The sequence below is a fragment of the Streptomyces sp. S6 genome, assembly GCF_054880855.1.
Map to the genome: position 1 here is coordinate 19,196 of NZ_JBTYMC010000049.1, position 13,551 is coordinate 32,746.

13 protein-coding genes are annotated in these 13,551 nt (G+C 66.4%); 8 read left to right on the top strand and 5 right to left on the bottom strand.

The window, feature by feature from the left end:
* Positions 1–113 precede the first annotated feature (113 nt).
* Both ACVNF4_RS09795 and ACVNF4_RS09800 read left to right on the top strand, forming a co-directional pair.
* Entirely contained in the window at positions 114–410 is a 297-nt protein-coding gene (locus ACVNF4_RS09795; protein ID WP_461802318.1) for a helix-turn-helix domain-containing protein, read from the top strand.
* Positions 407–2,173 (top strand): tyrosine-type recombinase/integrase, encoded by a 1,767-nt coding sequence (locus ACVNF4_RS09800; protein ID WP_461802319.1) that lies wholly within the window; start codon positions 407–409, stop codon positions 2,171–2,173. The genes ACVNF4_RS09795 and ACVNF4_RS09800 overlap by 4 nt, the downstream gene beginning before the upstream one ends.
* A gap of 66 nt (positions 2,174–2,239) precedes the next feature.
* On the opposite strand, the gene ACVNF4_RS09805 is transcribed toward ACVNF4_RS09800, so the two are convergent.
* The 5 genes from ACVNF4_RS09805 to ACVNF4_RS09825 all read right to left on the bottom strand — a co-directional run bounded on the left by ACVNF4_RS09805 (position 2,240) and on the right by ACVNF4_RS09825 (position 10,136).
* Complete coding sequence (locus ACVNF4_RS09805; RefSeq protein WP_461802320.1) at positions 2,240–5,317, bottom strand: type I restriction endonuclease subunit R; 3,078 nt, start codon at positions 5,315–5,317, stop codon at positions 2,240–2,242.
* A gap of 3 nt (positions 5,318–5,320) precedes the next feature.
* A complete protein-coding gene (locus ACVNF4_RS09810; protein ID WP_461802321.1) occupies positions 5,321–6,607 on the bottom strand; it encodes a restriction endonuclease subunit S in 1,287 nt (428 codons plus the stop codon).
* Positions 6,600–8,150, bottom strand: a complete 1,551-nt coding sequence (locus tag ACVNF4_RS09815) for a type I restriction-modification system subunit M (protein ID WP_461802322.1) — start codon at positions 8,148–8,150, stop codon at positions 6,600–6,602. Before ACVNF4_RS09815 ends, ACVNF4_RS09810 begins: the two co-directional genes overlap by 8 nt.
* Positions 8,151–8,796: 646 nt before the next feature.
* Positions 8,797–9,345: a UTRA domain-containing protein gene (locus ACVNF4_RS09820; protein WP_461802323.1), complete on the bottom strand. Its 549-nt coding sequence runs from the start codon at positions 9,343–9,345 to the stop codon at positions 8,797–8,799.
* Between the two features lie 14 nt (positions 9,346–9,359).
* Positions 9,360–10,136: a GntR family transcriptional regulator gene (locus tag ACVNF4_RS09825; RefSeq protein ID WP_461802324.1), complete on the bottom strand. Its 777-nt coding sequence runs from the start codon at positions 10,134–10,136 to the stop codon at positions 9,360–9,362.
* Between the two features lie 744 nt (positions 10,137–10,880).
* Here ACVNF4_RS09825 and ACVNF4_RS09830 point away from each other — a divergent pair.
* The 6 genes from ACVNF4_RS09830 to ACVNF4_RS09855 form a co-directional block, all read left to right on the top strand.
* Positions 10,881–11,078, top strand: coding sequence for a hypothetical protein (locus ACVNF4_RS09830; protein WP_461802325.1), 198 nt, complete (start codon positions 10,881–10,883; stop codon positions 11,076–11,078).
* A gap of 117 nt (positions 11,079–11,195) precedes the next feature.
* Positions 11,196–11,321, top strand: a complete 126-nt coding sequence (locus tag ACVNF4_RS09835) for a hypothetical protein (RefSeq protein ID WP_461802326.1) — start codon at positions 11,196–11,198, stop codon at positions 11,319–11,321.
* 198 nt (positions 11,322–11,519) lie between these two features.
* The gene (locus ACVNF4_RS09840; protein ID WP_461802327.1) at positions 11,520–11,783 is read left to right on the top strand and encodes a DUF6284 family protein; all 264 of its coding nucleotides are present in this window, start codon (positions 11,520–11,522) and stop codon (positions 11,781–11,783) included.
* Positions 11,780–12,112 carry a hypothetical protein gene (locus tag ACVNF4_RS09845; protein WP_461802328.1) on the top strand — a complete coding sequence of 111 codons (333 nt, stop codon included), beginning with the start codon at positions 11,780–11,782 and terminating at the stop codon, positions 12,110–12,112. The genes ACVNF4_RS09840 and ACVNF4_RS09845 overlap by 4 nt, the downstream gene beginning before the upstream one ends.
* Positions 12,109–12,609, top strand: a complete 501-nt coding sequence (locus tag ACVNF4_RS09850; protein ID WP_461802329.1) for a hypothetical protein — start codon at positions 12,109–12,111, stop codon at positions 12,607–12,609. Before ACVNF4_RS09845 ends, ACVNF4_RS09850 begins: the two co-directional genes overlap by 4 nt.
* Positions 12,606–13,551: DUF2637 domain-containing protein (locus tag ACVNF4_RS09855; RefSeq protein WP_461802331.1), on the top strand; the 946-nt coding region annotated here is incomplete at its 3' end. The genes ACVNF4_RS09850 and ACVNF4_RS09855, both read left to right, overlap by 4 nt.

Here is a 13,551-nt window from a genome sequence, read left to right on the forward strand (position 1 = left end):
TACGAACAGCAAGGACCGGCCCTCGCCGCGTGCGTCCGATCACACAACGCCCATCCCTGAACGATCGCGGCCACCGGGATTCGCCGTCCCGCTTGGCCGGAGAAGGACTTCCCTTGCACGAAAACGGTCTTCCGCTTGCCCAGATAGCCCGCCTCCTGGACGTCCCCGAGGACGCCCTGCGCACCCTCGTGGATCATCGCCGACCCACCAGCGACGCCACGCTCGTCGCGCTCACGGTCGAGGAGGCCGCCCGTCGCCTGGGCATCGGCCGCACCAAGCTGTACGAGTACGTCTCCACCGGTGAGATCGCTTCCGTCAAGATCGGCAGTCTCCGGCGCATCCCAGCCGAGGCGGTGAACGACTTCCTGACCCACCAGCTCGACGCGTCGGACTTCGGGACTGCCGCGTGACCGACTCCCGTACCACCAAGTCCCGCCAGCCCAATGGCGCCTCGACCATCTACCTCGGCAAGGACGGCCGCTGGCACGGCCGAGTCACCGTGGGCGTGAAGGACGACGGCACCCCGGACCGGCGCCACGTCAGCCGCAAGACCCGCCCCGAGGTCACCAAGGTCGTCCGCGAGCTGGAGCGCCAGCGCGACAAAGGCGCCGTCCGCAAGGCAGGCCAGTCCTGGACCGTGAAGACGTGGCTCACCCACTGGGTCGAGAACATCGCCGCCGCGTACGTCTCGGAGAACACGATCGACGGCTACCGGGTGGCGGTCTACCACCACCTCATCCCCGGCCTCGGCGCCCATCGCCTGGAGAAGCTCGACCCCGAGCACCTGGAGCGCTTCTACAAGAAGATGCAGGACAACGGCAGCGCCGCCGGAACTGCCCACCAGGCTCACCGCACGGTCCGCGCTGCCCTGAACGAGGCAGTGCGACGCCAGCACCTCGCCTCGAACCCGGCCTCCATCGCCAAGGCCCCCAAGGTCGAAGAGGAGGAGGTCGAGCCGTACACGGTCGAGGAGGTCCAGCGCCTCCTCGCGGAAGCGGGCAAGCACCGCAACACCGCCCGCTGGGTCATCGCGCTCGCCCTCGGCCTGCGCCAGGGCGAGGTCCTCGGCATGCAGTGGGACGACGTCGACTTCGAGCTCGGCGTCATCCGCGTACGCCGTGGTCGGCTGCGCCCCCGCTACAAACACGGCTGCGGCGACCGCTGCGGACGCAAGCCCGGCTTCTGCCCCCAGAAGATCAACACCCGCCGCGAGACGAAGAACGCCAAGTCCCGCGCCGGCCAGCGGCCCATCGGCGTCCCCGACGAGCTGCTCGAGCTTCTGCGTCAGCACAAGGAGGCCCAGGCCCACGAGCGAGCCAGGGCCCGCGATCTGTGGACGGAGAAGGGGTACGTGTTTACCTCACCCACCGGCGAGCCCCTGAACCCGAACACCGACCACCACAAGTGGAAGGAGCTCCTGAAAACCGCCGGCGTCCGCGACGCCCGCCTCCACGACGCCCGCCACACCGCGGCGACGGTCCTGCTCATCCTCGGCGTCTCCGACGCGGTCGTCGACTCCATCATGGGCTGGGAACCCGGCAAGTCCGCCCGGATGCGCCGCCGCTACCAGCACCTGACGAGCCGCGTCCTCAAGGACACCGCAGCCAAGGTCGGCGGCCTCCTGTGGGGCACGGGCCAGGAGGCGGAAAGCGCCACGCCGGGGACTGGCCAGAGCCCCGTGCCTGCGGAGCTGGTGATCCACGTCGCCCGCCTCGGTGAGCGGCGCGTGCCCTTCCTCTACCGCGACCACGCCGACGAGGTCGTCGCCCGGTGGAGCGAGGATTGGCCTGACCACACGGCTGAGGTCGAGGAATGGGACCGCTGGCGCTGGGAACACCAAGGCCCCGGCGGCGCGAGTGCCATCCGCGACCGCATGCCAGAGCGGGCCGTGGTCTTCCACGCCCGAGCTCTGTTCCTCCCCGGCGGGGAACGCGCGGCGACCGGGACCCCGGAGCAGTGGTCGGTGCCGGCCTGGGACTTCGAGACCGACCGCTACACGGACCGCGCCTCGGCCTGGCGCACGGCCCGACGGCCCGGCACGGGGCAGGAGGTCGAGGCCCAGGTGCGAGGCACGGACAAGGAGGCTGTCGAGGCGGCCTTCGCCGAAGCGTGTGCACAGGCTGTTGATCGTGCTCGGCACCCCGGGAAATACGGGGACACCGACGACTGGTAGTGCCCGGATCACTGTCCATCACCGAGGCCCGGCAACCGCCCAGATTGCCGGGCCTCGGTGCGTACATCAGTCGACGAGATAGTGAGCTTCGACATAGGCGACGGTGGAGCCGTACGGTTCGCCCACTGGCTTCAACATGTACCGGCGGAAGACTGCGGCGGTGGCACGGCGGACGCCGCGATTGCGGGCCTCTGCGTTGTCCCATGACTGAGCGAGGGTGCGCTTGACCACGTGGTCGATCTCCTCGGCCAAGTTCCGTTCCGTGACGGTGAGGCCGGGCGGCGCGTGGTCGTGGATGATCCGCGACAGGACACCCACGTGGTCGTCGTCCAGTACGACGGCTTCCTCGGGGTGTTTCTCCGCGTTCACGATGGCACGGGCGACCCGTAGTGCTTCGGCCAGGAACTCCAGGGCGTCCTGGGCGTTCTGGATGATCCGGTCCCGTAGCTGCCTGATCCGCTCCGCCAGGGCGGTGTACTTGGCGGAACCCGGCTCAACACCTCTGTCCAGGGCCGCCTTGATGTCGTCCAGGATCTCCGCCGCAGACGGCGGCCTCTTGTCCTCGGTGTCGCCCTTGTCGGGCTTGGGACGGACGAGGGCGAGCAGTTCCTTGAGGATCGTGATGCCCTGGGCATCCAGGACGAGGGCTTCTTCCTGGGAGGCGGCCACCGAGAAGGAGTGGACGTGGGCGTTGATTATCTCCAGGACCATCGGCCCCAGCTCGCCCAGCCGCTCCTTCCTCTCCTCGTCGGAGGACTTCTTGAACAGGGTCGTGTACGCAGACCCGAAGAGCCCGAACCCGTCCTGGTACTTGGCGACCCGCTTGTCCGTGTTGATGAGTGGGTACAGACGGGCCAGAAGCCGGTATTTCTTGCTGAAGACCTCGGCGGCATCAGGGTTGGCGTCCAGGAAGCCGTTGATGGTGCGCACGGACTCGTATCCGTGGGCCGTGAGATCGAGGCCGTCGACATCTGCGAAGAGGTCTTCGACGTCGGCGAAGGTGTTGCGGAACTCGGCGACCAGGTCGGTCAGGTCGGTGACGAACCCACCACCCTTGCCGGCGGACCCCTCCGAGGTGGGGTCGACGACGGCACGCTGGACCTCTTCGGCCAGGCTGATGTAGTCCACGACCACGCCGGTGGTCTTCACGAATCCGGCCGGGGACACCCAGGTGCGGTTCGGGCGGGTGATCGTCTGGAACAGATTGTGAGCCTTCATTGGCTTGTCCAGGTAGAGAACGCCCTCGTTGGGGGCGTCGAACCCAGTCATCAGCTTGGCCGTCACGACCAGGAAGCACAGCGGGTCATCGGGGGTGAGGAATCGCCGCTTCTGGTCCTCCTCGTCGACCTCGGAGAGCCGGTAGGGCCGCATGGCCGCGTCTTCGGTCTTGGCGTCCGAGACGTGGATGTTCACCTCTGCGGTGATCCGATCGTGCTTGCCGACTTCGGCGAGTACCTGTGCGGCTTCGTAGCCGGCCAGCAGTTCGTTGATCTTGTCCGTGTATGCCACGGCCAGCTCACGGTTATAGGCGACGACCTGCGCCTTGAGGCCGTTGCGATACATGCCGGCCAGGTAGTGGTCCACGATGTCCTGGCAGACCGTCTGGATGCGTTCGGGGTTGGTGAACACCGAGGTGAGACGCCCGAACTTGCGGGACAAGGTTTCACGGTCAGGGTCGTCGAGGTCGAATTCGTCGGCGAACTGGTCGAACTCGGCTTGGAGGGCCTGGTCGTTCATCTCGAAGGTGACCGGGTGCGGGTCCAGCATGACGGGAACGGTTGCCTCGTCCTGGAGAGACCGGGACACCGAGTACCTGTGCAGCACCCTGTTCGGGTCGGTCTCCTCACCGAAGAGAGCGAAGGTGTTGGTAGCGAGGTTCCTGACGGGTGTACCCGTCATCCCGAAGAACTTCGCGTGCGGCAACGCTGCTCGCATCTGCCCAGCCAGAGACTCTTCCTCGGACGACTGGGTGCGGTGTGCCTCGTCGACCAGCACGATGATGTTGCGGCGGGTCGACAGGTTCTTGCCGGCGTCGGCGAACTTGTGGACAGTCGTGGAGATGACGCCGCGCACATCGTCAGCCAGCAGGGAACGCAACTCCTTACTGGTGGAGGGCTGGTGGAAGTAGGCGTCTCCCATCGCGGAGGTGAACACTCCGGAGGTTTGCCGCACGAGCTGGGTCCGGTCCGAGAGCAGGATGATCGTGGGCGACTCGGTGCGGGTGTCAGCCAGTAGCAGCGAAGCGGCGAACACCATCAACAGCGTCTTCCCGCTGCCTTGGTGGTGCCAGATCAGACCTTTTTTGCCGTCGGCTAGAACCCGCTGGTGAATCAGATGCGCGGCCTCCATCTGTGGGTAGCGGGGCAGATACTTCTTGTCCGCCCCGCCTCCAGAGGTGTCGAACAGGACGAAGTTGGCGAGCATGTCCAGGACCGTGGCTGGGTTGAGCAGCAGCTCGACGGAGCGCTGCACGTCGGCCTGCCCGGACAGGTTCTCGTCGTCGTCAGTGGACCGGAACGGCTGCCACAGATTCAGCGGCGCACCAGCGGCACCGAACCGCAGCTTGAGCCCGTCGGAGGCGACAGCGAAGACGTTGGGGGTGAAGAACCACGGGTACTCGGCGGCGTACACATCGTTGATCTCGCGTGCGGCGTCGGCCCACCCGGACTTAGCGGTCGGAGACTTCACCTCTACGACAACGAGGGGCAGGCCATTGGCCCAGTACACGAGATCGAACCGGCGGGGGGTCTTGCCGGGGATGGTTATGGTCACCTCGTCCGACACGACCAGGGTGTTGGTGGTCGGGTGCTCGAAATCGATGACCTTCAAGGCATGCCATACGCCGTCGGAGCCTCGGAACTCCTTGTGCCCACGCAGCAGTTCCAGCACCTGCTCGTTGGCTCGCACCAGCCCGCCTTCGACGGCGTTGACCGTGGCGATGATCTCCTCGACCACGGCGTCCACGTCGAACCCGTCGATTACCTCAGGGTTGAGTCGGACGATGGCGTTCCGCAGCTGGCCGACGAGCACCGTCTGTGTCGTCTCACGTTGCAGTGACCTGCCTGCCTTGTAACCCCATCCCATTGGGAGAGACCACTGGATCATCGAGTTCTGGAACTCGCGCTCCCGAATGCCCTTTGGCACTGCTCAGACCCCCAACTTGGCAGACTCGATGTCGATGCTGCGGTCCAGTAGCCCCGACAGTAGCCCGGCCCGGACTTCACGGAGGCGGGTGGCCTCTGAGCGGGTTGCCGCAACGACCTCGCTCATCGAGTCGAGTTCTGTCGCGATGCGCTCTTGGTCGGCGACGTTCGGGAGACGCACTAGCATCTGGACCGCCCGCCTGGACCCGATGTGCTTGATGTTGGTTCCGCCAGCGACGTCACGGAATTGTCCGGACTCGTACGCCCACAGGCACCAGTGCTTGACGAACGCCGGAATGCTGACGCCATGGATGGCGCGATAGCGAAGCAGAGTGTTCTGGAAGCAGACCGGGGCTGGGAGCTCGTCCCGCCACATGGCTGGCATTCCCACTGCGGTCTCGCTCGCGCTTCCCTCAGAGACGAGGACGTCCCCGTACCGGAGCCCGAAGGTCTCACGCTCGCTCGGGTTGAAGTCCATCTCAAGTACATCGGAGAGGTCTAGGGTTCCATAGCCGACGTTGGCAGACCGTAGGTAGAAAGTCATGTGCGGGCCGGTGGCACGTTGTGGTGAGCGCTGGCGTCCCATCGTGATGCTAAACGCCTTGTCCGCGCGGACTTTAGCGGCTGAGCTGTTGGTCATCGAGTCGGCGCGAAGGCGGCGGAGAACGTCTTGAAGCGCATCTGCCTCTATGTCGAGTGCAGTGACCTGGTCGTCCACCGCATCAAGCACATTGACGATCCGCGCTTGCACCTCGAGAGGTGGGATCGGAAGTTGAATCTGCAAGAGCTGCTCTGGGTTGAGACGCTTGCGGCGTTGAACCGTCCCGCTCACTCGGTTCTTCATTTCTGCCCAAAGTTGCGGTGAGCGACAGACGTGCCTCATCCAGCCGGGCATCAGTTCGGGGCTAAGCGAGAACGTTGGGAACTCGTTGCTGACGACGAATCCATCGAACTCGGCAGGTACTACGGTGATCGGACCTTCCCACGCCGTCAGTTTTCGCATCACGACCTGGTCAGCGCGCAGCACGTTCATTGACGCGTACTCTGTATCAGTGCCGTTGAGTTTACCTTTGTCGATAACCCCCTTTCCTGCATTCAGAACCCCGGCTAGGCGGTAGGTGGTTTGAGGATTCACCGGTGTTCGCTGGATATCGAGGCGCATTACCTCCCTGAGTGGGCGTAGTGGATAACCGTCGCTCTTCGAAATTGTCGAACCTTGCGGTGGAAGAGCTTCCTCGTGCTGCGCAGGAGCCTCCAGGTCAACAAAGGTGGTCTGCTGCCAATCACTCATCGAAGCCCTCGATCCCGGCAGCAGAGAGGACCGTGAGCATGTGCTGCTCGGTCTTTTGGCGCTCGGCCCGGGCGATGTTGTAGGCGTCGATGAGGGTGCCTAGGTCCTCCTGCTTGGCAGCGGCTTGCTTGATGTAGCGGCCGATGTTGAGATCGTATCCGTTCGCCACGATCTCCGAGATGGTGACAAACCGCGCCGAGAGGCCAGACCCTTCAGCATCGCCTGAGCCCGAGTGATAGGCCGCCACGACGTCGGCGATATCTGCGTCAGTGAGGAGGTGGCGATTCTTGGCTTTGGTGAACCGTGTAGAGGCGTCGATGAACAACACGCCGCCCTGCCGCTCCAAGGTCTTGGTACCGCGGGCGCGGAATACGAGGATGCAGGTCGGGATTGCCGTGTTGTAAAAGAGGTTCGAGGGCAGCCCGATCACGGCCTCCAGGAGGTCGCCGTCCAGTACGCGCCGACGGATAGCCGCCTCCTGGCCAACGCGGAAAAGGACACCATGCGGCAGGACGACGCCTGCACGGCCTTTCTTCCTATCCATGCTGGCGATCATGTGCTGCACGAATGCCCAGTCCGCCGACGACTGTGGGGCGACCCCTCCGATGGCGCGCGGGTCGTTGGTCCAGGGCTTCCACTTCAGGCTGTAAGGCGGATTGGCGACAATCACATCGAATTGCTTGACGGACCCGTCCGGGTTCTTAAAGCGTGGGTCCCTCAGGGTGTCGCCGACCTCGACCTTGAACTCGGTCAGGTTGTGCATGAAGAGGTTCATGCGGGCCACACCTGCGGTGTCTGTTACCGCCTCTTGCCCGTTTAGGCTGAGTGTGTACCCCCGCCCGCCGTGGGCCTTCAGGAGATTCGCGGCGGCAATGAGCATGCCACCAGACCCGCAGGTCGGGTCGTATACCGACTCATGGTTCTTGGGGGCCAGTAGTTCGATGATCAGTTCGACGACCTCGCGCGGGGTGAAGAACTGGCCGGCGCGGGTCCCGGAACCGTCAGAGAAGCGCTTCAACAGGTACTCGTACGCTCCGCCGAGCACATCATGGGACATGTTCCCCTCGTGCATCTTGGGGACGCGGTTCATCGCCCGCATGACCGATGCCAGCACCTCCCCTGGCAGTACCGCTTCCGAGGTCCAGGTCATGGAACCGAACAGGCGAGAGAACTTGTCAGGGTTGGCCGACTCGATGGCCTGGAGAGAAGCGCGGACCCGCTGGCCTAGGCCGTGCTGGGCAACGGTGGCGAGGATGGATGACCAGGAGGCGCGGCTCTCGGCGACGGTGCCAGGGAAAATCAAGGGGATCTTGAACGTCTGGTAGTTGCTGTACTCGACCTCGTCGGCTTCCTCGGCTGAGAGGTCGAGGTCCTCGTTCTCCTTGAGGAAGGTCTGGTGTGTGTGCTCCCAGGTATCCGACAGGTACTTCCAGAACATCAGAGGGAAGACGACCGAGGAATACTGCGCTTCGGGCATCGCTACGCGCAGCTCGTCGGCGGCGTCCCACAACCGGTTCTCGATCTCCTGCTGGGTCACTGCCATCAGTCGGGGGTGTCCTTGCTCGTGTCTGGGAGGGCGGTCTAGAAGCCGCGGAGTTTCCGCTGGGCATCCTATTCAGGCCCCTTGGGTGTGAGGCCGTGTCCGACTCTGTTGGCGGATTCAAGGAGTCGGATCGGCCTGGTGCGGCCCCGCGCGTTGCCGCAGGGAGTCATGCTGGTTGCTCAGGAGGGCCTTGCCCTCGAAGCTGCCGACGGCCAGGACCCAGGTGACCTGCATCATCGGCGGACGGCAGCCGAGCCCTGTCTGTGGAAGTTCATGGCCGTCTGCCTCGCGCAACTGAGACTAAAACTGAGACCACACGACGACGAAAGGTCCAGCCGTTGAACGGCTGGACCTTTCATTTGCCCAGGTGGGCGGGTGCGGAGGATACGAGATTCGAACTCGTGAGGGGTTGCCCCCAACACGCTTTCCAAGTCTGTTGGACCTGGTCAGAGCACGATCCGGCGCAGTTCAGGGCCGTTCACCCCCGTACTCCCGCGCGGCGCGCGGACCGCCGTGAACGGCTCTGGACGGGGGTGAATGAGACGGAAACTGAGACGGAGACGGGTGGGCTGACCTGCGTTTTCTGCCTCGCCAAACGTAGAGCGGCCCACACCGTACGATGCGGGCCGCTCTACGTGCTCAGCGCTCAGTCGACGGGCGTGCTGTAGCGCAGCACCCAACCGGGGCTGGGCCGGTGAACGGTGACCTCAACCGCGCGGCCAGCCGCTGTGTAGCCGGTGTGCGTGATCTGAAGCAGGTTGGTGTTGACCTCGACGCCGAAAGCTTCCGCCTCAACCGGGGTCGCCGCGTACAGGGTGACTTCCTCGATCACTTCGGTCTGCTCGAACCCGGCGTCACGCATCCGGCTGATGATGCCGCCGAGGCCCGGGTCGGGGTTCTCGACACCAGCCGCTTCCGCGACGTCGACGGGCACGTACGAGTCGGCGAGCTGCACCAAGCTCTCGCCGTTGTACATGTGCCGCGCACGGATCACGGTCGTGGCAGAGGACTCGATGCCGAGAAGCTCAGCCACGTGAGCGGGCGCTGCGTCGCGACGGATCGCCGTTTCCACACGGGGCGTACCACCAAGCCGCTTGATCTCCGTCTCGAACGCGCCCCGGCTCTCACCGGCTTCCCGTCGCGCCGTGCGGTAGCGCTCCGTGGCGTCTCGAACGATGGCGGTGTTGCTGCTCACTACGGTGTTTCCTCTCAGACAGTCGGCAGATCTATGGGCCACTCATAGCTGAGCGACCAGAGGGTGACCGGCATGACGTGCACGCAGACCTCTACGGCTCTGCCACTCTCGGTCAAGCCGACATGGGTGATCTCGTAGACCAACCTGTCGACCGAGACGCCGAGTTGCTCGGCTTCTTCCTTACTGGGGGGTCGTACGTCGACGGACTCACGGATGCGGACCTGTTGGAAACCGAGTTCGGCAAGACGTGACTTGCTCCCGCCGTCGCCGGTGTCCTGCTGCTCAAGCTGCGTCCCGAACGCGACGTCGCCCGGGAAGTATGACGTCGCCACCTGCACGACAGTGGCGTCTGCGCGCATGACCCGCGCCCGGACGAGCGCCTTTGCTGAGTGGTGGATGTCGAGAATCTGGGCAACCTGCTTCGGGGGCCGCGCACGACTGATCTCGGTCGTCGCGGACGACGTCATGCCGAGTCGCGTGATCTCCGCAGCGAACGCGCCACGGGCGCCGGCTTCCTCTCGGGCCGACTTGATGTAGCGCCCGGTCCCGTCCCGGTGGATCTTCCCAAGGATCGGGGACACGAAGGTGCCTTCACCCCGGCGGGAAATGATCAGACCTTCGTCTTCCAGCACTCGGTAGACGTCTCGCGCGGTCTGGTAGGCAACGCCCTCCGATTCCTTGAGATCCCGGACCTTGGGCAGCGCCGATCCCGGGGGGTAGGCCCCCTGTTGGATCTTCGCGCGAAGCTCAGCGGCAAGCCGCTGCACCTTCGGCCCCTTGGCCTCATCCACGTATGACTCCCTCGCTCGTGTGACTCGCGTACCACAGTGTTACAGAACTAGTCCTAGAAGGGTAGCCGGGATCACCGTGCGGCCGGCAAGCGAGTTTCATGGGTTCTGAACTAGTTCTCCAGAACACTCTGAACTAGTTCTGTTGACACCCACTCCAGGGACGTGCCTTAATCGTCTCAGCGCACCGCAGAACTAGTTCAGCGAAGCGCTAGAAGGGCCCTTCTTTGGGCTGCTTCGAGCTGCACGACTGCAAGGCGTCCGGCAGGTCTCGTGAAGGCGAGAGCCCTTTTGACCAGGGGTTACCGCGCTTGTCGGGGAGCGTCTGTTGTTTGAGAACTGAACAGAGGGTTTGAGTCGACGGGGTTCGAGTCCCCGTCCCCGTAACGGCCCGGGTGACGGCCGCTGGCGGCCACTTTCCGCGTGCTGGCTCTGGAGAACAGTCCTGAGGATCATCCCTCCATTGGTTGGAGGTCAGCCTCAGGTGCTGCCACCTGGTACGCGCCGCCCTGCTGGCGTCAGAGCAGTGACGATGACGCGCCCAATCAACCCGGCTCGGGGCCGGTGTGCCGCGCAACGGCGCATCGCCCGCTGAGTCATTCACAGCCCTTCCCGCAGCGTCGTCACGCTGCGGTCGGTTGCCTCTCCTGCCGGTCCGGCCGGCGCTTCGGCGTAGTGGTCGGACCGGCAGGAGTGCGGGGAGCCGAAGGGCTTCGATCCACCTGGACCAGAAGGGACTCGATCCTCATGTCCATCTGGAGGAACCAGGCCCAAGGCGGCGCGGGCCGGACCGACGACAGTCGGGGTCCGAAGCCGGTGCGTTCCTGGCAGACCGCCGGCGTTTCGCCCGGTGACGCCACCTTCAACGGGCTGACCCCTCAGCCGAGCGTGCGGCAGGGCGAGGACTCGCGGATGTTCCGCCGGGCCCGCGTCACCGCGAGCTGACCTTTTCCCCGGCCACGCGGTCCCGCGCGGCCCGCACTGTGCGAGGCCGGCGCCCGCCGTCGGGGCCGACCGTCGCACTGAACCGACCACACCTCACCCCGGAAAGCGAGGCACCTCATGGACGACATCGACTACGAGTGGGAAGAGCTCAGCCTCAAGCAGATGATCGACGACTACGAGGCCCTGGACCAGGAGGAGTACGCCGAGTTCATGCGGGAGTTCCCCGAGGGGAACGACGCCTGACCGCCTGACCGCCACGACGTATCGGGCCGTTCCGGCACACCCCGGGACGGCCCGATACGGCGGCGGGGGCATTGCGGTCGTCATCGACGGCCGTGCCGCACACATCGTGCGGCCCTCTTTTCCAACGGCGCGCACCCCCGGAGCGCCTACTCCGGGGGTGCTGTTCGAGCCGTTCACCCCTGGAAGGAACACGACCCGATGAACACCATTGTGACTGTTGCGGACGCCTTCACGGCGTTCGAGGACTGGATCGAGCCGACCGACGCGGAGCTGTCCGCGATCGAGGCGGAGATGCCCGCCATCCTGGCCGGCATCGAGCAGCTCGACACCTACATCGCCACCCTCGACACCGCCCCGGCGGAGCTGGACGCGCGCCGTTCGCGGCGGGCCCGGCGCAAGGTGCTCGCCGCCCGCCGGGACCTGACCAACCAGGCCGTGGCCGGGACGGACGTGGCCGCGTGAGCGAGACCCTGACCCTGGACGCCCTGGCCGCGCCGCTGCGCGCGCTGCGTCTGCTGGTGACCGACTTCGGGCACCTGCCCGCGCCGGTCGTGAGCGTCTCACCCATCTACCCCGGCCGGCTGGAGCTCTCGCTGCACTCCGGTCTGTCCGACTTCGAGGCATGGCGCGAGGCGCTGGACGTCGCCGCCGACGACGTCACCTTTCACGTGCAGAGCAACGGCCGGACACGCGTACTGCGCACCCTCGCCGCCTACTCGGGCGCCGAACTGGAGCTGGTCGCCTACGGCAGCGTCGACGCCCCGGTGCGGGTGGAAGCAGGTGCGGCATGATCCGTGTCGTCACCGCCGCCCGGATGCGCCGGCTGTGTGAGGATGCCGGCCGGGCCCGTGCTCTGGCCCGTGTGGTGCGGGGGCATGCGGAGGAAGCCTGGTGCCGGCACATCCTGCGGGTGTGGGAGCTGACCGCCCGTGCCGAGTCCGCGGAGAGTGACGCCGCGATCCTGCGTGAGCAGGTGGGCGAGTTCGAGGCGGCGCTGAAGCGGGCGCGTGCCGAACTCGCCGAGCAGGCCGAGCGGGCCGGGCGTCGTGCCCAGGAGCTGGAGGCGGCGGCTGTGGCCGTCCCGGCGGCGGGTTCGCCGGTGGTGGTGCTGCTGCACTGGGGTGAGGTTCACAGCGTTCACGCGAGTGTTCACGACGCCGAGGCGCGTGCCACCCGGCACGGGGCGGACCCGTCCGGCTGGGGGCCGGTGTCGGCGCTCCCCGCGAGCCAGGTGGCCTGGCGCACGTTCGGCGCGACCGTGTCGGGGGGTGGGCCGTGCACGCCGTGAACGGTGTTCAGATCCGTTCGGCGGAACGCGCGCTGGCGGTGGGGACGTGGCTGATCGTGGGCGGCGCGATGCTGTACTCGGTCCTCACCGTCACCCCGCTGATGGCCGCGCACACGCCCGCCCGGTGGGCGTGGACGGCGCCGATCCTGCCCCTGGTCGTCGACGCGGCCGTGGTGATCGTCGTGCGTCTCGACTCGGTCCTCGCCCGTCTCGGCGGGCGGGGCGGGCGGTGGCCGGTGGCGCTGCGGTGGATGACCGGCGGCATGACCCTCGCCCTCAACATCGCGGACTCCGCGCTGGGGAAAGACCTGGTCGGCGTGGCCGTCCACGCGGTCGCCCCGCTCCTGCTGATCGTCACCGCCGAGACCGGCCTCGCCTACCGGCGCGCGATCACCACCGCCGTGCAGGCGTTGCAGGAGCGGGAACGTGCGGAGCGCGAGCACGCCGAGCAGGCGGTGCGCGAGCGCGAGGAAGCTGCCCGGACGCTGGCGCGTGAGGAGCGTGAGCACGCGGCGGCGCTGGCGCGTGAACAGCGTGAGCACGAAGCCGTGCTGGCCCGTGAGGCGGCTGAACGCGAGGAGCGGGCCCGGCGTGAGGAGCGTGAGGAGCGGGCCGTGCGGGAGGCTTCCGAGCGGGCCGAGCGCGAGCGCCGTGAACAGGCCCGTGAACAGCGTGAGCGGGAGCGTGAACAGGCCGAGCAGCTTCGTGAACGCCGTGAACGCGAGCGTGAACAGGACGCTGCCCGGCAGGCGGAGGACGAACGCCGGGAGCGTGAGGAAGCCGCCCACCGTGAACACGCCGTACTGCTGGCGGGTCCGGCCGTGAACGGCAAGCTGCCCGAGGAGCACGCCCGGCGGATCGTCGCCGCCGCCGTCGCCGAGGGGGTCTCCGTGCGGCGCGCGGCGGACCTGTGCGGCTGGTCGGTCGGCTGGGTCTCCGCCC